Source organism: Pseudonocardia sp. EC080619-01 (genome assembly GCF_001420995.1).
Lineage (GTDB): Bacteria > Actinomycetota > Actinomycetes > Mycobacteriales > Pseudonocardiaceae > Pseudonocardia.
Genome location: NZ_CP012184.1, coordinates 3176185 through 3195848 on the forward strand (window position 1 = coordinate 3176185; position 19664 = coordinate 3195848).

Below are 19664 nucleotides of genomic sequence, written 5' to 3' on the forward strand. Positions count from 1 at the left end.
CCGTGCCCGCCGAGATCGATCTCGACCGCGCCGAGCGGGCGGTCCGCGAGCTCCTGATCGCGGTCGGGGAGAACCCCGACCGCGAGGGTCTCAAGGAGACGCCCGCCCGGGTGGCGCGCGCCTACGGCGAGATCTTCGCCGGGCTGTTCGTCGACCCGGACTCGGTGCTGGAGAAGACGTTCGACGAGGGGCACGGCGAGCTCGTCCTGGTCAAGGACATCCCGATGTTCTCGACCTGCGAGCACCACCTCGTGCCCTTCCACGGCGTCGCGCACGTCGGCTACATCCCGGCGGTCGACGGCCAGGTCACCGGCCTGTCCAAGATCGCCAGGGTGGTCGACCTGTACGCGAAGCGCCCGCAGGTGCAGGAGCGACTCACCGCGCAGGTCGCGGACGCCCTGGTGCGCAAGCTGAACCCGCGCGCGGTGATCGTCGTGATGGAGGCCGAGCACCTGTGCATGGCCATGCGCGGCATCCGCAAGCCGGGTTCGCGCACCACGACCTCGGCGGTCCGTGGACTGTTCAAGAGCTCCGCCTCCTCCCGCGCGGAGGCGCTGTCGCTGATCAGGGGGGCGTGACGTGGTCGCCCCGGACGGTGGTCTGCCGGAGCTCGGTCGCTGCGCGGTGATGGGGATCCTCAACGTCACCCCCGACTCGTTCTCCGACGGCGGGCGCTACCTGGACCGTTCGCACGCGATCGCGCACGGTGTGGCGATGCGCGACGCGGGCGCCGATCTCGTCGACGTCGGTGGCGAGTCGACCCGGCCCGGCGCCGAGCGGGTCGACGCCGTCACCGAGCGGGACCGCGTGGTGCCGGTCGTCCGCGAGCTGACCGGGGCCGGTGTCCGGGTCAGCGTCGACACCACCCGGTCCGAGGTGGCCGCCGCCTGTGTCGACGCCGGCGCGGTGATGGTCAACGACGTCTCCGGCGGGCTCGCCGACCCGCGGATGGCCGCGGTCGTCGCCGAGACCCGGGTGCCGTGGGTGCTCATGCACTGGCGCGGGCACAGCGCCGGGATGCAGCAGCTCGCCGGGTACGAGGACGTGATCGGCGAGGTCCGGGCCGAGCTCGTCGCCCGGGTGGACCACGCCGTGATGGCCGGGGTGGATCCGGACCGGATCCTGCTGGACCCGGGCCTGGGCTTCGCGAAGACGGCCGCCCACAACTGGGCGCTCCTGCGCCGGATCGACGTGCTGATCGATCTCGGGTTCCCGGTCCTGGTGGGGGCCTCGCGCAAGAGGTTCCTCGGGGACCTGCTCGCCACCGGCGACGGGACACCCCGCCCGCCCGCGGGCCGGGACACCGCCACCGCCGCGATCAGCGCGCTCGCCGCGAACGCCGGGGCCTGGGGCGTCCGGGTGCACGACGTCGAGTCCACGATGGACGCCGTCGCGGTCGCCGCGGCGTGCCGGCTCGGTGCGTCGCGGGCCCGTACCTCCCGCGAGGGGGAGAGGTGAGCGGCGACCGGATCGAGCTGCGCGGGCTGCGGGTCCGCGGCCACCACGGGGTGTTCGGGCACGAGCGGCGCGACGGCCAGGAGTTCGTCTGCGATCTCGTCGTGCACGCCGACCTCGCTGCCGCGGCCGCGTCCGACGACCTGGCCGACACCCTGGACTACGGCGCGCTGGCCCAGCGGGCGGCGGCGATCGTCGGCGGCCCGCCGCGCGACCTGATCGAGTCCGTGGCCGGCGCGGTCGCCGACGACGTGCTCGCGTCCGACGAGCGGATCCGTGCGGTCGAGGTGACCCTGCACAAGCCGTCCGCGCCGATCCCGCTGGCGTTCGACGACGTCGCCGTCGTCGTGCACCGGGGCCGGTCGTGACCCGCGCGGTGCTCTCCCTCGGTTCCAACATGGGGGACCGGATCGGGCACCTGCGCGCGGTCGTCGCCGATCTCGGACCCGCACTCGTCGTGGTCTCGCCGGTGTTCGAGACGGCACCGTGGGGCGTCACCGACCAGCCCGACTTCCTCAACGCCGTCGTCGTCGCCGACGACCCGGCGCTGGACGCGTGGGGCTGGCTGCGCCGCGGCCAGGCCCTGGAGGACGCGTCGGGCCGGGTCCGGGAGCAGCGGTGGGGCCCGCGGACGCTCGACGTCGACGTCGTCCAGGTCCGCGACGGGGACGAGCCGGTGATCTCCGACGACCCGGAGCTGCTGCTGCCGCACCCCGGCACCCCCGAGCGCGCGACGGTGCTGCTGCCCTGGCTGCTCGCCGAGCCCGACGCGGTCCTGCAGGGGCACGGGCCGGTCGCGGACCTGCTCACCCGGCTCGGCCCGGACGCGCGCTCCGGCATCCACCGGCGCGACGACCTGCCGCTGCTGCCGGCCGGGGCGGCGCCGTGAGCGCGCCGGGCCCCGGCGACCGTCGGCCCGGCTCGGGGGAGGACCCCCGGCCGACGGTCCGGCCCACCCGCTACCGGGACCTCGCCGCGATCACGGTGGTCGCGGCCCTGCTCGGCAACATTCTCGTCCAGCTGACGTATCCGCTGCTGCCGGGCGTACCGGTCGCCGCGGGCCTCTCCATCGGGGTGCTCGCGGCCGCCGAGCTCGCCGGGGCGTTCGTGCTGCGCCGCCGGATCCAGCGGCGCGGCGACGCGCTCCCGGTCCCGCCGCTGGTCGCCGCCCGGGCCGTGCTCGTGGCGAAGGCCTCGTCGGTCGGCGGAGCGGTGATCGCCGGCCTGTGGATCGGGATGCTCGCGCACACGCTGCGGCGTGCCGACGTCGTCGTCGCCGCGTTCGCCGACAGCGTCTCCGCCGGGATCGGTCTGGTCTGCGCGCTGCTGCTGGTCGGCGCCGCGCTCTGGCTGGAGTACTGCTGCCGAGCCCCGGACGATCCCGACGACTCCGACAGCGGGGTCCGCTCGACCTGATCCGCACCCGGCCGGGTGTGGTCCGTGCCTCCCGCGGCGCGCACGGACGGTGGAGCGGCCCGGAGTTCTCTACGCTGCCGGGCCATGGCCTCCCCCACGGCGCCGTCCGGCCGCCACCCGTACGCCCCGGTGCCGGCACCGTCGGCGAAGCGGCGCGGGGTGCTGCTCCCGGTCGTCGGGCTCGTCGTCCTCGCGCTGCTGACCGTGATCACGATCGGGGTCCTGCAGCGCGCGATCGGGACCGGCGGCGTCGTCATCGGGACGCTCGCCGCGCTGCTGCCCGTCGTACCGGTGGTCGCCGCCTTCCTGTGGGTGGACCGGTGGGAGCCGGAACCGCCGCGGATGCTGATGGGCGCGTTCCTCTGGGGCGCCGGGTTCGCCGCCCTGATGTCGCTGCTGATCAACACGAGTGCGTCGACGGTGCTCGACGCCGCCGCCGGGCGCGGCGCCGGGGACCTGTTCGGTCCGGTCGTCGTCGCGCCGGTGATCGAGGAGTTCGCCAAGGGCCTGTTCGTCGTCGGGCTGCTGGCGTTCCGGCGGCGCGAGTTCGACGGGATCGTCGACGGCATCGTCTACGCCGGCATCGTCGCCGCCGGGTTCGCCTTCTCGGAGAACATCCTCTACCTCGGCCGGGCGGTCTCCGACCCGGAGACGGCCGGGGTGCTCGCGACGCTGTTCGTCCGCGGGATCGCCTCGCCGTTCGCGCACCCGCTGTTCACCTGCATGATCGGGATCGCGGCGGGGTTCGCGGTCGCCAGCCGCAGTGTCGGCGTCCGGGTGCTGGCGATGATCGCCGGCTACGTCGCCGCGGTGGTGCTGCACGCGCTGTGGAACGGCGCGTCGGTGCTGGCCGCCTCGCCGGGGGCGTTCTACGAGGTCTACATCTTCGTGATGGTCCCGATCTTCGCCGGGATGATCACGCTCGTCGTGTTCGCCCGCCGCCGCGAGGCGCGGATCGTCGCCGCCCAGCTGCCCGGGTTCGCGGCGGCGGGGTGGATCGCGCCGAGCGAGGTCCCGCTGCTGGCCCGGATGTCGCGGCGCCGCGGCTGGCGGGCGCTGGTCCAGCGGCGCTCCGGGAAGGCCGCCGCGAAGGCCGTCGCGGAGTACCAGGCGGCCGTCACCGAGCTGGCGTTCATGCGGAACCGGATCGCCCGCGGCGCCGTCCGGGAGAGCGCCGGGGCGCTGCACGACGAGAAGCTGGCCGCCGTGCTGCGGACCCGGGCGATCGCCGTCGGGGTGCCGGAGGCGCTGGTCGCGGCCTGGGCCCGGCAGCGTCCGTCGGGGTGGCAGCCACCGCCCCCGGCCGCGCCGGACGGCAGCTTCTCCGGGGCGTTCCGGATCCCCACCTTCCCGGAGGGGCAGGTCCCCGGGACGACGCCCGGATCGGCCGGCCCCGCCGTGCCCGGGCTGCGCGGCGGGCCTCCGGGTCCGGCGTCCGGGAGCCCGGGTGGCCCGGCGCCGGCGCCGCCGGGCGGTGGTGCGAGCCGCGGTCCCGCAGGTCCCGGTGGACGGTCGGAACCCGCAGGTCCGAGTGGGCGACGGGAATCCGCAGGTCCGGGTGGGCGGCCGGAGCTCACGGGGGCCGGTGGTGGTTCCCCGGGGCCGGGCGGGCCACCGCCGGGCGCCGCACCGTGGCCCGGGGCTCCCGCCGAGGGGCCGCCGCGTCCGGGAACGTCCAGTGCCGCGGAGGGCGTGCCGCGCCAGGGCCCACCGGCTCCGGCCGGGGGAGCCGTGCGCCAGGGCTCGCCGGCTCCGGCTGGTGGAGCTGCGGGCCAGGGTCCGCCGGCTCCGGCCGAGGGGGCGACCCGCCCGGTCGGGCGTCCGGAGGACCCGGCAGCCGACCCGGCCCGCGGCCGTCACCACGACAATCCCGGGAACCCGGGCCCGACCCGCCCGATGCGTCGCCCCGGGGACCCCGCCGCACCCCAGGACCCCGCGCCCCGCAGCCGGCACGAACAGGACTGACCCGGCGCCCCACAGCGACCGCATGGGGCGCGACGGGTCCTGGGCCGACCGTCCGTCGCGGGCAGCGGGCAGCGGGCAGCCGATCCCCGGTCCCGCCGGCCGAATGGCACGCCATGCACCCCCGTGGCCCGCCCGTACGTGCATGACGTGCCACTGGGCTCCGGATCGGCTTGGCCGCAGAATCCCGGATCGGCCGGGCCGCCAGGCCCCGGACCGGCGGGCCGCCGGACCGGGTGAGGCCTGTCATACGAGGGTCTCCGGGGCCGGGTGCGCGTCTACCCTCGCGTCCGGCGCACGACCGACGGAGGTCGTGTGCGACCGCGGATTGCCCGACCGGTACCCACGTGGACCGGAGCGGGAGGAAACGGAACTGACTGTGATCGATGCCGGCCGCCCCGCGCGGCTCGCCGTCGGCGTGGTCTCCGCCGGACGAGTCGGTTCGGTGCTGGGAGCCGCGCTCGAGCGGGCGGGCCACCACGTCGTGGCCGCCTCCGGGGTCTCGAAGGCCTCGGTGCGGCGGGCCGCGGAACTGCTCCCGGACACCCCGCTGCTGCCCCCGGACGAGGTCTGCACGCAGGCCGACCTGGTGCTGCTCGCCGTCCCCGACGACGTCCTGCCCGGCCTGGTGCGCGGGCTCGCCGCCGCCGGGTGCTTCCGGCCCGGCCAGATCGTCGTCCACACCGCGGGCTCGCAGGGCACGGCCGTGCTGGAACCGGCCGCCGCCCAGGGGGTCCTGCCGCTGGCGCTGCACCCGGCGATGACCTTCACCGGCCGCCCCGAGGACGTCGAGCGCCTCGCGTCGTGCTGCATCGGCGTCACCGCCCCCGGTGAGGCGGGCGAGGACGACCCCGGCGCCGACCCCCGCGACGCCGTCGGCTGGAGCGTCGCCGAGGCGCTCGTCCTGGAGATGTCGGCCGAGCCGGTGCGCGTCCCGGAGGCGATGCGCCCGCTCTACCACGCTGCGCTCGCCCACGGCGCCAACCACCTGATGACCCTGGTCGGTGACTGCATCGAGCTGCTGGAGACCGCGGGCATCCGGCCGGCCGACCGGCTCGTCGCCCCGCTGCTCTCCGCGGCGCTGGACAACGCGCTGCGGCACGGCGACCGGGCTCTGACGGGGCCGGTGGCGCGCGGCGACGCCGGCACGCTCCGCACCCATCTGGACCGCATCACCGCCGCGGACCCCGGCCTGGCGGCCGCCTACCGCGCCCTGGCGGGGCGGACCGCCCGCCGCGCCGCGGCCGCCGGCCTGCTGGACCAGGCCGGACTGGACGACGTCGAGAAGACACTGGAGGACACGTGAGCGGCAGCTCGACCTCGCCCGGCTCCACCCGGAACGGCTACGCGGCCGGCCGGCTGACCGTGCACTCCGACCCGGCGAAGCTGGCGCCCGTCACCCGGGCCCTGCGCGGTGCCGGGCGGAAGATCGTCCTGATCCCGACCATGGGCGCCCTGCACGAGGGGCACCGGGAGCTGATCCGGCACGCCCGTCGCCTGCCGGGCACCGTCGTCCCGGTCGTGTCGATCTTCGTGAACCCGCTGCAGTTCGGTGCGGGCGAGGACCTCGACCGCTACCCGCGCCCGCTGGAGGCCGATCTCGAGGTCTGCCGGGAGGAGGGCGTCGAGCTCGTGTTCACCCCGCAGGCCGAGCACATGTACCCGCCGGGCTCGGACACCCGCATCGCCGCCGGGGCGCTCGGCGACGACCTGGAGGGCGGGAGCCGGAAGGGGCACTTCGACGGCGTGCTCACCGTCGTCGCCAAGCTGTTCCACATCGTCGGCCCGGACCTGGCGATGTTCGGGGAGAAGGACTACCAGCAGCTGACCCTGGTCCGCAGGATGGTGCGCGACCTGGACTTCCCGCTGCAGATCGTCGGCGTCCCCACCGTCCGTGAGGACGACGGCACGGCGCTCTCCTCCCGCAACGCCTACCTCGACCCGGAGCAGCGCCGGGCGGCCGCCGTGCTGTCCCGGGCGCTCGCCGCCGGTGCGGGGGTCTCGGCCCGCGGGAAGGACGCCGTCCTGGCCGCCGCCCGGGCCGAGCTCGACTCCGAGCCGGGCGTCGAGCTCGACTACCTGGAGCTGCGCGGCACCGACCTCGGCCCCGCCCCCGACGGCGGTGAGGGACGACTGCTCGTCGCCGCCCGGTTCGGAGCCACCCGCCTGATCGACAACGTCCCCGTCGCGTTCTGAGTCACGAGGAGACCGCCGTGTACCGCACCATGATGAAGTCCAAGATCCACCGCGCGACCGTCACCCAGGCCGACCTGCACTACGTGGGCTCCGTGACGATCGACGCCGACCTGATGGCCGCCGCCGACCTGCTCGAGGGTGAGCAGGTCACGATCGTCGACATCACCAACGGCGCCCGGCTGGAGACCTACGCGATCACCGGGGAGCCCGGTTCCGGGATCATCGGGATCAACGGCGCCGCCGCGCACCTGGTGCACCCCGGTGACCTGGTCATCCTGATCTCGTACGGCTCCTACGACGAGGCCGAGCTGCGCGACTACCGCCCGCGGGTGGTCTTCGTCGACGCCGACAACGCCGTCGCCGAGCTGGGTGCCGACCCCGGACACGCGCCGGACGGATCGGGTCTGCTGACGAGCGCCGCCCGCTAGTGCTGCTCTGCATCGACGTCGGGAACACCGACGTCTCGCTCGGGCTCTACCCCGAGCCGGAGCCGGGGACGGACCCGTCGTCGCTGTCGCCGGAGCCGGAACGGCGGTGGCGGATGCGCACCGACACCCGCGCCACCGCCGACGAGCTCGACCTGATGATCACCGGGATGCTCGGCAAGCACTTCGCCGGGGTCGACGCCGTCGTGGCCCTGTCCACCGTGCCCGGCCCGTCCCGCGAGCTGCGCACCCTGCTGGCCCGCTGGTCGGACCGGATGCGGGCGCTCGTCGTCGGGCCGGGGGTGCGCACCGGGGTGCCGCTGCTGGTCGACCACCCGCGCGAGGTCGGTGCGGACCGGGTGGTGAACAGTCTGGCGGCGCACCACCTGTTCGGTACCGCGTGCATCTGCGTCGACCTGGGCACCTGCACCAACGTCGACGTCGTCTCCGCGCGCGGGGAGTTCCTCGGCGGGGCGCTCGCACCGGGGATCGACATCGCGATGCAGGCGCTCGCCGAGCGGGCGTCGTCGCTGCGGCCGGTGGATCTCGTCGAGCCGCGGTCGGTGATCGGCCGGACGACGGTCGAGGCCGTCCAGGCGGGGGTGCTCTACGGCGCCGCCGGCCAGGTCGACGGCCTGGTGCGGCGGATCCTCGCCGAGCTCGGCGCCGACGTCGGGCCGGTCACCGTCGCCGTCACCGGGGGGCTCGCGGAGCTCGTGTACGGCCGGGCGGACACGGTCACCCACCACGTGCCGGACCTGACGCTGCACGGGCTCCGTCTGACCCACCTGCGCCACCACCGGCCGCGCTGAGGCCGCCACGACCGACCCACCGGCGTCCGGCCCGGGGCCGCGTCGATAGCCTGACCTGCCGTGAACACTCCCGGCACGCCCACCGACCCCGGACCCGAGGCAGACCTGCCCGAGCAGATGCGGGTGCGCCGGGCCAAGCGCGCGGAGCTGCTGGCCGCCGGCACCGAGCCGTACCCGGTCGAGGTCGCCCGCACGCACACCCTGCGCCAGGTCCGTGACGCCCACCCGGACCTGCCCCCGGACACCGCGACCGGCGAGAAGGTCGCCGTCGCCGGCCGGGTGATCTTCGTGCGGAACACCGGCAAGCTCTGCTTCGCCACGCTGCGCGAGGGCGACGGCACCGAGCTGCAGGCGATGCTCTCGCTGGACCGGGTCGGCGCCGAGGAGCTGGCGCGCTGGAAGTCCGTGGTCGATCTCGGGGACTTCGTCCTCGTGCGCGGTGAAGTGATCACCTCGCGGCGGGGCGAGCTCTCCGTCCAGGCCGACGAGTGGTCGATCGCGTCCAAGTCGGTCCGGCCGCTGCCGACCGCGCACAAGGAGCTCTCCGAGGAGAACCGGGTCCGGCAGCGCTACGTGGACCTGATCCTGCGCCCGCAGGCCCGTGAGACCGTCCGCGCCCGCTCCACGGTGCTGCGCACCGTGCGCGAGGCCCTGACCGACCTCGACTTCGTCGAGGTCGAGACGCCGATGCTGCAGCTGCTGCACGGCGGGGCCACCGCGCGCCCGTTCGTCACGCACGCGAACGCGCTCGGCTCCGATCTGTACCTGCGGATCGCCCCCGAGCTGTTCCTGAAGCGTTGCGTGGTGGGCGGCATCGAGAGGGTCTTCGAGCTGAACCGGGTGTTCCGGAACGAGGGCATCGACTCCACGCATTCGCCCGAGTTCGCGATGCTCGAGGCCTACCAGGCGTACGCGACCTATGACGACATGGCCGTCCTGACCCGCGACCTGATCCAGTCCGCGGCGCGGTCGCTGTTCGGCTCGACCACCGTCCGGCACCAGGACGGCACGGAGCACGATCTCGGCGGGGAGTGGCGGTCGGTCACGATCTACGGGTCGGTGTCCGAGGCCGTCGGGCAGGATGTGACACCCGACACCGATCTCGGCGTTGTGCAGGAGATCGCGGCGAAGCACGATGTCGACGTCACCGAATACCCGACGCTGGCCCAGATCGTGCTGGAGCTGTTCGAGAAGCTCGTCGAGCACACCTTGATCGAGCCGACCTTCGTCCGTGACTTCCCGGTCGAGGTGCGGCCGCTGACCCGGGCCCACCGGGACGACCCGCGACTGTCGGAGTCCTGGGACCTCATCGTGTTCGGGGTGGAGCTCGCGACCGCCTACTCGGAGCTCGTCGACCCCGTGGAGCAGCGGGAACGCCTCCACGCGCAGTCCGTGAAGGCCGCGGCGGGCGACCCGGAGGCCATGCAGCTCGACGAGGACTTCCTCCGGGCGATGGAGTACGGGATGCCGCCCACCGGCGGGATGGGGATGGGTGTCGACCGCCTGTTGATGACGCTCACCGGGCTCGGCATCCGGGAGACGATCCTGTTCCCGCTCGTGCGCGGGGAGTCGTAGCCGCCCGAAATGCACCGGCCCCCCTGGTCGCGGACCGCGACCAGGGGGGCCGACGTGTATCCGGGCCCGAACGAGTGGTATTCGGGTACCTTTCTCTCATTCGTGGCCGCCCTCGCTCGACGCGGCGAACATTTCTCGGTTAGTCTTCGAATCGAGTCGGTTCCGGTGATCCGCGTGGCCTCACCATTGCGTCCGGGTATTGCTCCCTTTCGAGCAGCTGCCTGCCGGACCGGTTCGCCAGCAAACGTATCCGGTGATTCAGGGAGGCTGCGACGATGGCGCAGATCAAGGAGGTCCGGCTCGTCGACGATCTGTCCGGCGACGCCGCGGACGAAACGATCGAGTTCGGGCTCGACGGCCGCAACTACGAGATCGACCTGACGGACGACAACGCGAAGAAGCTGCGGGACGTGCTCGCCGACTACGTCGCCGCGGCCCGCCGCGCGGCCGGTCCGGCCGCCCGTCGCCGTGGTGCGTCGAACGCGGCCGCCCGCCGTCCGTCGGTGGACCGTGAGCAGAACCAGGCGATCCGCGAGTGGGCCCGCAAGCGCGGGATGAAGGTCTCCGACCGCGGCCGCATCCCGGCCGAGGTCCTCGAGGCCTACCACCAGGAGAACTAAGGGTCACCTCACCCGGGAGGCGGTGGAGGGGTAGCGTGGCCGGGGCCCCTTCCCCCATCCGCTCCCGGGAGGTGCCGTCATGGCCCGCCGTGTCACCGAACTCGAGGTTCTCCGCACCGAACGCCTGAGCCCGCACATGGTGCGTGTCGTCGCCGGTGGCGACGGGCTGGCCGGGTTCCCGGACACCGAGCACACCGACCGCTACGTCAAGCTCCTGTTCCCGCTGCCCGGTGTCGAGTACCCGGATCCGTTCGACATGGACCGGGTGCACGCCGAGTACCCCCGCGACCAGTGGCCGGTCCAGCGCACCTACACGGTCCGCTCGCTCGACCACGGTGCCGGCGAGCTCGTCATCGACTTCGTGCACCACGGCGACACCGGCCTCGCGGGGCCGTGGGCCGCCGCCGCCCGTCCCGGCGACCGGTTGCGGATGGTCGGACCCGGCGGCGCCTACGTGCCCGACCCGGAGGCCGATTGGCACCTGCTGGTCGGGGACGAGGCCGCGCTGCCCGCGGTGTGTGCCGCGCTCGAGCGCGTCCCCGCGGCCGGCCCGTCGTCGCCGTGCTCCAGGTCGACGGGCCCGAGGACGAGCTGAAGCTGCCCGGCGATGGCGATCTCACGGTGCACTGGCTGTACCGGTCCGACGCCGGCGGCGACCCCGACAGCACCCAGCTCCCCGACGCCGTCCGCGCGCTCGGCTTCCGGGAGGGGCGGGTACACGCGTTCGTGCACGGCGAGGCGATCGCCGTCCGCGAACTCCGCAGGCACCTCGGCCGCGAGCGTGGCGTCGCGAAGGAGGACCTCTCGGTCTCCGGGTACTGGCGCCGTGGCCGCGACGAGGAGGGCTTCCGCGAGTTCAAGCAGGCCGAACGCGTGCGCGAGGAGTCCGAGCAGCAGACCGGCTGAGCCGGCGGGGAACACCTCCGGTGTAGGCCGCGTTACGGACGGAACGTCCCACGGTGGCCGTCAGGTGGAGGCGCCGGGCCCCCTCGGACCGATACAGTGGTATGAGGTCCGCCCCGCGAGGGGCGGTCCGGCGCAGTGTCACGCGAGGCGCAGTGTCGGACCCGGTCCGCCGGGAACGGACGGAGATGCTGGTCGCGCCGTACGTGAGGCGCAGCAGGCAAGGAGTGCGAATTGTTCGAGAGGTTCACCGACCGAGCACGACGTGTTGTCGTCCTGGCCCAAGAAGAGGCCCGGATGCTCAACCACAACTACATCGGGACCGAGCACATCCTCCTTGGCCTGATCCACGAGGGTGAGGGTGTCGCCGCGAAGGCACTCGAGTCCCTCGGTATCGCTCTGGAGGGCGTGCGCCAGCAGGTCGAGGAGATCATCGGCCAGGGCCAGCAGGCCCCGTCGGGTCACATCCCCTTCACCCCGCGGGCGAAGAAGGTCCTCGAGCTGTCGTTGCGCGAGGCGCTGCAGCTCGGCCACAACTACATCGGGACCGAGCACATCCTGCTCGGCCTGATCCGCGAGGGCGAGGGCGTCGCCGCCCAGGTCCTCGTCAAGCTGGGTGCCGACCTGAACCGGGTGCGCCAGCAGGTGCTGCAGCTGCTCTCCGGCTACCAGGGCAAGGAGCCCCAGGAGTCCGGCACGGGCGGTCGCGGCGAGGGCACGCCGTCGTCGTCGCTGGTGCTGGACCAGTTCGGTCGCAACCTCACCCAGCAGGCCCGCGAGGGCAAGCTGGACCCGGTCATCGGCCGGGAGAAGGAGATCGAGCGGATCATGCAGGTCCTCTCCCGGAGGACCAAGAACAACCCGGTCCTGATCGGTGAGGCCGGCGTCGGCAAGACCGCCGCCGTCGAGGGCCTGGGCCAGGCGATCGTCAAGGGCGAGGTCCCGGAGACGCTGAAGGACAAGCAGCTCTACACCCTCGACCTCGGCTCGCTGGTCGCCGGCTCCCGCTACCGCGGTGACTTCGAGGAGCGCCTCAAGAAGGTGCTCAAGGAGATCCGCACCCGCGGCGACATCATCCTGTTCATCGACGAGATCCACACCCTGGTCGGTGCGGGTGCGGCCGAGGGCGCGATCGACGCCGCGTCGATCCTGAAGCCGATGCTGGCCCGTGGTGAGCTGCAGACGATCGGGGCGACCACGCTCGACGAGTACCGCAAGTACGTCGAGAAGGACCCGGCCCTGGAGCGCCGCTTCCAGCCGATCCAGGTGTCCGAGCCGTCGGTCACGCACACCATCGAGATCCTCAAGGGCCTGCGCGACCGGTACGAGGCACACCACCGCGTCACGATCACCGACGACGCGCTGTCCTCGGCCGCGACGCTGGCCGACCGCTACATCAACGACCGCTTCCTGCCGGACAAGGCGATCGACCTGATCGACGAGGCCGGCGCCCGGATGCGCATCCGCCGGATGACCGCTCCGCCGGACCTGCGGGAGTTCGACGAGAAGATCGCGAACGTCCGCCGGGACAAGGAGTCGGCGATCGACGCGCAGGACTTCGAGCGGGCCGCGCACCTGCGCGACCAGGAGAAGACCCTGCTCGGCGAGAAGGCCGAGCGCGAGAAGCAGTGGAAGTCGGGCGACCTCGACGTCGTCGCCGAGGTCGACTCGGAGCAGATCGCCGAGGTCCTGGGCAACTGGACCGGCATCCCGGTCTTCAAGCTGACCGAGGAGGAGACCACCCGGCTGCTGCGCATGGAGGACGAGCTCCACAAGCGCATCATCGGCCAGGAGGACGCGGTCAAGTCGGTCTCGCAGGCCATCCGGCGTACCCGGGCCGGCCTGAAGGACCCGAAGCGCCCGTCCGGCTCGTTCATCTTCGCCGGCCCGTCCGGTGTCGGTAAGACGGAGCTGTCCAAGGCGCTCGCGAACTTCCTGTTCGGCGAGGACGACGCGCTCATCCAGATCGACATGGGTGAGTTCCACGACCGCTACACCGCCTCGCGGCTGTTCGGTGCCCCTCCCGGGTACGTCGGCTACGAGGAGGGCGGCCAGCTCACCGAGAAGGTGCGGCGCAAGCCGTTCTCGGTCGTGCTGTTCGACGAGATCGAGAAGGCGCACCAGGAGATCTACAACACCCTCCTGCAGGTGCTCGAGGACGGCCGTCTCACCGACGGCCAGGGTCGCGTGGTCGACTTCAAGAACACCGTGCTGATCTTCACCTCGAACCTGGGTACCCAGGACATCTCGAAGGCCGTGGGTCTGGGCTTCTCGTCCGGGAACGACGAGGCGTCGAACTACGAGCGGATGAAGACGAAGGTCAACGACGAGCTGAAGAAGCACTTCCGCCCGGAGTTCCTCAACCGCATCGACGACATCATCGTCTTCCACCAGCTCAACCAGGACCAGATCATCGAGATGGTCGACCTGATGATCGGGCGCGTGGAGAAGCAGCTGGCCAACAAGGACATGGCCATCGAGCTCACCGAGCGGTCCAAGAAGCTCCTGGCCCGCCGCGGGTTCGACCCGGTCCTCGGCGCCCGGCCGCTGCGCCGGACGATCCAGCGGGAGATCGAGGACCAGCTGTCGGAGAAGATCCTCTTCGGCGAGCTCGAGGGCGGCCAGATCGTGCTGGTCGACGTCGAAGGGCTCGACGAGGACGCTCCGGAGGACTCGAAGGCCTACGACGACAAGGCGCACTTCACCTTCCGCGGCGAGCGCAAGCCCGCCGAGCCGGTGCCGGACACCCCGCCGGCCGCCCTCACGGGTGGCGACGAGTGACCGACGGGTGACCTAGGCGTCGTACCCTCACCGAACGCCCGGCCGGGACTCCCGGCCGGGCGTTCGGCGTTCCCGGGGTCAGAGCTCGTCGTGCCGCGGGTCGTCGGCCGGGAGGGCGATGCGCAGGCGCCGGCGCACCTCGTCGTCCCCCTCGCCGGAGCGCAGCAGTGCCCACAGCGCGTCCGGGTCGCCCGAGCGCAGCACCGCGGACCGCGTCGAGACGAGCAGGTGCTCGCGCTCGGCCCGGACGGCGGGCGACTCCGAGGTCGGCAGGAGGGGGCCGCGGGCGGCCTCGGCGGCGGCGTCCCGGACGAGCCCGTCCCGCAACGCCTCCTGCAACCGCAGGAAGTCGGCGTCGACCCGCGCGGCGAGCCGGTACGGCTGGGTCCGGACGAGATCCTCCCCGACCTGCCTGCGCAGCCGGTGCATCTCGGCGCGGACCGTGATCGGGCGCCCGTCGTCGCCGTAGAGTGCGACGGCGAGCTGCTCGGCGGTCATCCCCTCCGGACGGAGGGCCAGCAGGGTGAGGACCTCGGCATGCCGCAGGCCGAGCCGGACGGGACGGCCGTCGCGGTGCACCACCGGGGTGCGGGCCCCGAGGAACGGCAGGGTCAGCGCCGGCCGCACGGGCTCCTCCGCGGAGGGGACCCGCAGCAGCCAGCCCTCGCCGAGCGGTTCGACGAATCCCTCCACGCCGCCGTCGAGCAGCACCCGGTCGCCCCGTTCGGGCAGCGCGATCCGTTCCGGGACGCGGGCCGACGGCGTCGCCGCCAGCACCCGTCCGTGCGGTGAGAGCAGCGCGCCCGGGGTGGCCCCGAGCCGGGCGAGATGGGGCAGGTTGGTGTCGCGCAGCCGTCGGTCACGACGCTCGGTCAGTGCCGCGAGCCGGTGCTCCGCGAGCCGGGCGGCCGCGGTGACCAGGGACAGCGTCATCGGGTGGAAGGTCTCCTCCGGCCCCGTGACGTCGACGACGCCGATCTGCCGCCCGGTCTCCGGGTCGTGCACGGGCGCGGCCGCACACGTCCACGGGTGGTAGGCGCTGACCAGGTGCTCGGCCGAGTGGATCCGGACCGGCCGGTCGTCGGACAGCGCGGTCCCCATCGCGTTGGTGCCGATCGTGTCCTCGCTCCACCGGGTGCCCTCGACGAGCTCGACCCGCTCGGCGCGGCGCAGCACGTCGCGTGCGCCCTCCCGCCAGAGGATGTGGCCGCGCTCGTCGGTCACGATCATCATGTGCCGGGACTGCTCGGCCGCCTCGACGAGCGTGTCCCGCAGCACCGGCAGCGTCGGTGCGAGCGGGTGCCCGGCGCGCAGCTCGGCGATCTCGCCGGGGTCGTAGGTGTGCCGGGGCCGCGCCCGTTCCGGGTCGACGGCGGCGGCGAGCGACCGTGACCACGACTCGCGGATCTCCGGGCGCACCCCGGGGCCGGGCGCGCCGCTGAGCGCGGCGTCCCGCGCGCGCTCCAGGCCGGCTCGCAGTGTGGTCACGGTACTCACCTTACGGTTAGCCCAGGCTTACCTGAATCGAAACCGCTGGATCGGCACTGACCCTCGGGTCAGGTTCCGCATCTGCGTGCAACTCTCGTGCAACCCCCACCTTCCTAGTGTCGGGCGTCACGCGCAACGTGCGTCACGCACAGCGCTCGGTTCGACGAAGCACCCCATACGGGAAGGACCAACGATGGCCATCTACGCCGCCCCGGGTCAGCCGGACAGCGTCGTCTCGTTCAAGCCTCGCTACGACCACTTCATCGGGGGCGAGTACGTCGCGCCGGCGAAGGGCCAGTACTTCGAGAACCCGACCCCGATCACGGGGCAGAACTTCACCGAGGTCGCCCGCGGCACCGCCGAGGACGTCGAGAAGGCTCTCGACGCCGCGCACGGTGCGGCACCGGCCTGGGGCAAGACCTCGGTCACCGAGCGGGCCAACATCCTGAACAAGATGGCCGACCGCATCGAGGCCAACCTCGAGAAGGTCGCCATCGCCGAGTCGTGGGAGAACGGCAAGGCCTGCCGCGAGACCCTCGCCGCCGACATCCCGCTCGCGATCGACCACCTGCGCTACTTCGCCGGTGCGATCCGCGCGCAGGAGGGCTCGCTCTCCCAGATCGACGAGGACACGGTCGCCTACCACTTCCACGAGCCGCTGGGCGTGGTCGGCCAGATCATCCCGTGGAACTTCCCGATCCTCATGGCGATCTGGAAGCTGGCCCCGGCACTGGCCGCCGGCAACGCGGTCGTCCTGAAGCCGGCCGAGCAGACCCCGGCGTCGATCCACGTGCTGCTCGAGCTGGTCGCCGACCTGCTCCCGCCGGGCGTCCTGAACATCGTCAACGGCTTCGGCGTCGAGGCCGGCAAGCCGCTGGCGTCGAACAAGCGCATCTCGAAGATCGCCTTCACCGGTGAGACCACCACCGGCCGGCTGATCATGCAGTACGCGTCGGAGAACCTGATCCCCGTCACCCTGGAGCTGGGTGGCAAGAGCCCCAACGTCTTCTTCGACGACGTCGCGGCGCAGCAGGACGCGTTCTACGACAAGGCGCTCGAGGGCTTCACCATGTTCGCCCTCAACCAGGGCGAGGTCTGCACCTGCCCGTCGCGTGCGCTGATCCAGGGTGGCATCTACCAGGACTTCCTGGAGCAGGCCGTCAAGCGGACCGAGCAGGTCAAGCAGGGCAACCCGCTCGACACCGACACGATGATCGGTGCGCAGGCGTCGAACGACCAGTTCGAGAAGATCCTGTCCTACATCGACATCGGCCGGCAGGAGGGCGCCAAGGTCCTCACCGGTGGCGAGAAGGCGGACCTGGGCGGCGACCTCTCCGGCGGCTACTACATCAAGCCGACCGTGTTCGAGGGCAACAACGCCATGCGGATCTTCCAGGAGGAGATCTTCGGGCCGGTCGTGTCGGTCGCGAAGTTCACCGACTACGACGACGCCATGAAGATCGCCAACGACACGCTGTACGGCCTCGGCGCCGGCGTGTGGAGCCGCGACGCGGGTACCGCCTACCGCGCCGGCCGCGACATCCAGGCCGGCCGGGTGTGGGTGAACAACTACCACGCCTACCCGGCGCACGCGGCCTTCGGTGGCTACAAGCAGTCCGGCGTCGGCCGTGAGAACCACAAGATGATGCTGGACCACTACCAGCAGACGAAGAACGTCCTGCAGAGCTACTCGCAGAACGCCCAGGGCTTCTTCTGATGGGTCGGCCGGACGGCGCCACCACTCCCGACCAGGCCCCGGAGGTCGCGGGGTCGGGGACGGAGCGGGTGGCGCTGACCCCGGCGGCCGCCGAGCTGCTGGTGAAGCTCACCGACCTGCACGGGCCGCTGATGTTCCATCAGTCCGGCGGCTGCTGCGACGGTAGCGCCCCGATGTGCTACCCGGACGGGGACTTCAAGCTGGGCAACTCGGACGTCCACCTGGGGGATCTCCGGGTGGAGGGCCTCGAGCGGCCCATCGGCTTCCACATGTCGGAGTCGCAGTTCCAGTACTGGAAGCACACCCACCTGACCGTCGACGTCGTGAAGGGACGGGGCAGCGGGTTCTCGGTCGAGGCGCCGGAGGGCGTCCGGTTCCTGATCCGCTCCCGGCTGTTCAGCGACGACGAATGGCGGGCACTCGAGAACCAGAGCTGACCATCACGGGCCCGGGGACGCGTTCCCGGGCCCGTGGTGTGTCGGCACCGTGTCGTCACCAGGGAGGACACCGATGTCCGATCCGCACACCCTGCGCGGGCTGATGGGGCTGCCGGCCGAGCCGGCCCCGCTGTCCCGGTCCGCGCTGATCATGATCGACCTGCAGAACACCTACACCGAGGGCGTGATGCGGCTGGAGAACGTCGAGCCGGCGCTCACCGAGGCCGCGACCCTGCTCGACCGGGCCCGGTCGGCCGGGGCGAAGGTGATCCACATCCGGCACGACGCCGGTGAGGGCAGCCCGTACGACGTCACCGCCCCGATCGGCGCGATCCACTCGTCGGTCGCGCCGCGCGACGGCGAGGCGGTCGTGACGAAGAACTTCCCGAGCGCGTTCGTGCACACCGGCCTGGCCGACCTGCTGGAGGGTTACCAGGACCTGGTGCTCGCCGGGTTCATGACGCACATGTGCGTCAACTCCACCGCCCGCAGCGCGTTCAGCAGTGGGTACGTCCCGACCGTGGTGGCCGCCGCGACCGCGACCCGCGACCTGCCGGGGGTGGACGGGACCGTCCCGGCCGCCCAGGTGCACGACGCGGCACTGGCCGGGCTCTCGGACCTGCCGAGCATCGTCGTCCCGGACAACAAGTCCGTCCCGGACTGACCTCGACGCCCCCGCCCCCCGGGGCGGGGGTCAGGGCCGGAGCGCCTCGTCGATCGCGGTGAGCGTGGCCGCGGCGGGGGCGGGGATGCCGGTCCCGCGCCCGTGCCGCACCTCCGGCTCCCGGACGTTGATCCGGACCAGCGCACCCGTCGCGGCCGAGGCGAGCTCCGAGCGCCGGCGCACCGTGGGCAGGGCCGTCCCCGCACCGAGTTCGACGACGACGACCCCGGACCGGTGCGCGGCCAGCCAGTCCACGTGGCGCTGCAGGGACGGCGCCGCGTGCGAGTCGTCCCACCCGCCGTCGCCGAACATCAGGATCGCCGGCCGGGCGAGCCCGCCGCAGCCGGGACAGCGGGGCAGCTCGCCGACCGCCCGCATCGTGTCCTCGTCGACCTCGTCGACCTCGACGGCCGCGCCGCCGGCCGGCCACACCCCGTACCCGCACAGACGCAGGCACTGCAGGTGGTGGATGGAGCCGTGCACCTCGGCGACGTCGCCGGGCCGGAACCCCGCCCGCTGGAACTGGCCGTCCACGTTGGACGTGAACACGTTCGCCGGGACGCGCTCCGACCAGCGGCGGAGCACCGCGAACCCGGCGTGCGGGACGGTGGCCCGGTACAGGTTCAGCCGGTGCCCGTAGAACCCCCAGGCGAGGGCGGGGTCCTCGGCGAAGTGCTCGGGATCGGCGAGCTCCTCGAAGCGCAGGCCCAGCCGGGCGTAGGGCGGGTAGGCCCGCCAGAAACCCTCGCCGCCACGGAAGTCCGGCAGCCCCGAGTCGACGCCCATCCCGGCGCCCGCCGTGATCAGCAGTGCGCCGGCCGAGGCGACGGCGGCGGCCGCCGCGGCGATCTCCTCGGGGAAGGCCGCGGCGACCTCGTGGGCCTCGATCAGGACTCTGCCGCGATCTTCTCGAGGTCGACGACCTCGAACTCCAGCAGGGACGCGCCCTTCGCGACGGGCTGCGGCGAGCGCTGTCCGGCGTGCGCCTCGGCGGCCGGTCCCTCGCGCCAGGCCTGGAACGCCTCCTCGGTCTCCCAGTGGGTGACGACGAAGTACCGGTCGTCCCCGGCGGTCGGGCGCAGCAGCTGGAACGAGATGAAGCCCGGCTGCCCGTCGACGGCGTGCAGGCGGTTCGCGAACCGCTTCTCCAGCTCCGGCCCGGCGTTCTCGGGAACCTCGATCGCATTGATCTTCACAACGGCCATGCCGTCCA

The 19664-nt window shown here is 72.9% G+C and carries 19 protein-coding genes and 1 pseudogene; 17 read left to right on the top strand and 3 right to left on the bottom strand.

The annotated features are described in order from the left end of the window. Positions 1–2: 2 nt before the first annotated feature. From folE to AD017_RS14995, 14 genes and pseudogenes are all read left to right on the top strand, one after another. Complete coding sequence (gene folE, locus AD017_RS14930) at positions 3–578, top strand: GTP cyclohydrolase I FolE (protein WP_029239597.1); 576 nt, start codon at positions 3–5, stop codon at positions 576–578. Positions 579–627: 49 nt separating this feature from the next. After that, positions 628–1458, top strand: a complete 831-nt coding sequence (gene folP / locus AD017_RS14935) for a dihydropteroate synthase (RefSeq protein WP_050802375.1) — start codon at positions 628–630, stop codon at positions 1456–1458. Continuing rightward, positions 1455–1823: a dihydroneopterin aldolase gene (gene folB / locus AD017_RS14940; protein WP_010231321.1), complete on the top strand. Its 369-nt coding sequence runs from the start codon at positions 1455–1457 to the stop codon at positions 1821–1823. Before folP ends, folB begins: the two co-directional genes overlap by 4 nt. Then, positions 1820–2344: a 2-amino-4-hydroxy-6-hydroxymethyldihydropteridine diphosphokinase gene (gene folK, locus AD017_RS14945; protein ID WP_060574596.1), complete on the top strand. Its 525-nt coding sequence runs from the start codon at positions 1820–1822 to the stop codon at positions 2342–2344. The genes folB and folK overlap by 4 nt, the downstream gene beginning before the upstream one ends. Next, complete coding sequence (locus tag AD017_RS14950) at positions 2341–2871, top strand: DUF3180 domain-containing protein (RefSeq protein WP_029239594.1); 531 nt, start codon at positions 2341–2343, stop codon at positions 2869–2871. Before folK ends, AD017_RS14950 begins: the two co-directional genes overlap by 4 nt. Positions 2872–2955: 84 nt before the next feature. Continuing rightward, a complete protein-coding gene (locus tag AD017_RS36285; RefSeq protein ID WP_202968856.1) occupies positions 2956–4836 on the top strand; it encodes a PrsW family intramembrane metalloprotease in 1881 nt (626 codons plus the stop codon). A gap of 379 nt (positions 4837–5215) precedes the next feature. Continuing rightward, positions 5216–6139 (top strand): Rossmann-like and DUF2520 domain-containing protein, encoded by a 924-nt coding sequence (locus AD017_RS14960; RefSeq protein ID WP_060576406.1) that lies wholly within the window; start codon positions 5216–5218, stop codon positions 6137–6139. Next, a complete protein-coding gene (panC, locus tag AD017_RS14965; protein ID WP_369821676.1) occupies positions 6136–7029 on the top strand; it encodes a pantoate--beta-alanine ligase in 894 nt (297 codons plus the stop codon). The genes AD017_RS14960 and panC overlap by 4 nt, the downstream gene beginning before the upstream one ends. A gap of 17 nt (positions 7030–7046) precedes the next feature. Continuing rightward, positions 7047–7457, top strand: coding sequence for an aspartate 1-decarboxylase (gene panD / locus AD017_RS14970; RefSeq protein ID WP_060574597.1), 411 nt, complete (start codon positions 7047–7049; stop codon positions 7455–7457). Further along, positions 7457–8266 (top strand): type III pantothenate kinase, encoded by an 810-nt coding sequence (locus tag AD017_RS14975; protein ID WP_060574598.1) that lies wholly within the window; start codon positions 7457–7459, stop codon positions 8264–8266. The genes panD and AD017_RS14975 overlap by 1 nt, the downstream gene beginning before the upstream one ends. Positions 8267–8383: 117 nt before the next feature. After that, positions 8384–9841, top strand: coding sequence for a lysine--tRNA ligase (gene lysS / locus AD017_RS14980; RefSeq protein ID WP_060576408.1), 1458 nt, complete (start codon positions 8384–8386; stop codon positions 9839–9841). Between the two features lie 275 nt (positions 9842–10116). Then, positions 10117–10461, top strand: coding sequence for an Lsr2 family protein (locus tag AD017_RS14985; protein WP_010225674.1), 345 nt, complete (start codon positions 10117–10119; stop codon positions 10459–10461). 79 nt (positions 10462–10540) lie between these two features. Beyond that, a pseudogene (locus tag AD017_RS14990) lies at positions 10541–11367 on the top strand (siderophore-interacting protein). 231 nt (positions 11368–11598) lie between these two features. Further along, positions 11599–14145, top strand: a complete 2547-nt coding sequence (locus AD017_RS14995; RefSeq protein WP_010225679.1) for an ATP-dependent Clp protease ATP-binding subunit — start codon at positions 11599–11601, stop codon at positions 14143–14145. Positions 14146–14223: 78 nt separating this feature from the next. Here the strand turns inward: AD017_RS14995 and AD017_RS15000 are convergent, their stop codons facing one another. Next, on the bottom strand, positions 14224–15633 hold the full coding sequence (locus tag AD017_RS15000) for a GAF domain-containing protein (protein ID WP_060574599.1): 1410 nt from the start codon (positions 15631–15633) through the stop codon (positions 14224–14226). Positions 15634–15826: 193 nt separating this feature from the next. Here AD017_RS15000 and AD017_RS15005 point away from each other — a divergent pair, with 193 nt between their 5' ends. The 3 genes from AD017_RS15005 (at position 15827) to AD017_RS15015 (ending at position 18451) form a co-directional block, all read left to right on the top strand. Next, entirely contained in the window at positions 15827–17350 is a 1524-nt protein-coding gene (locus AD017_RS15005) for an aldehyde dehydrogenase family protein (RefSeq protein ID WP_010225684.1), read from the top strand. Next, positions 17350–17787: a DUF779 domain-containing protein gene (locus AD017_RS15010; protein ID WP_010225686.1), complete on the top strand. Its 438-nt coding sequence runs from the start codon at positions 17350–17352 to the stop codon at positions 17785–17787. The genes AD017_RS15005 and AD017_RS15010 overlap by 1 nt, the downstream gene beginning before the upstream one ends. 73 nt (positions 17788–17860) lie before the next feature. Next, the gene (locus tag AD017_RS15015; RefSeq protein ID WP_010225687.1) at positions 17861–18451 is read left to right on the top strand and encodes a cysteine hydrolase family protein; all 591 of its coding nucleotides are present in this window, start codon (positions 17861–17863) and stop codon (positions 18449–18451) included. Between the two features lie 30 nt (positions 18452–18481). Here the strand turns inward: AD017_RS15015 and AD017_RS15020 are convergent, their stop codons facing one another. Next, positions 18482–19237, bottom strand: a complete 756-nt coding sequence (locus AD017_RS15020) for a Sir2 family NAD-dependent protein deacetylase (RefSeq protein WP_227012752.1) — start codon at positions 19235–19237, stop codon at positions 18482–18484. A gap of 101 nt (positions 19238–19338) precedes the next feature. Continuing rightward, positions 19339–19656, bottom strand: a complete 318-nt coding sequence (locus tag AD017_RS15025; RefSeq protein WP_168170535.1) for an antibiotic biosynthesis monooxygenase — start codon at positions 19654–19656, stop codon at positions 19339–19341. Positions 19657–19664 lie beyond the last annotated feature (8 nt).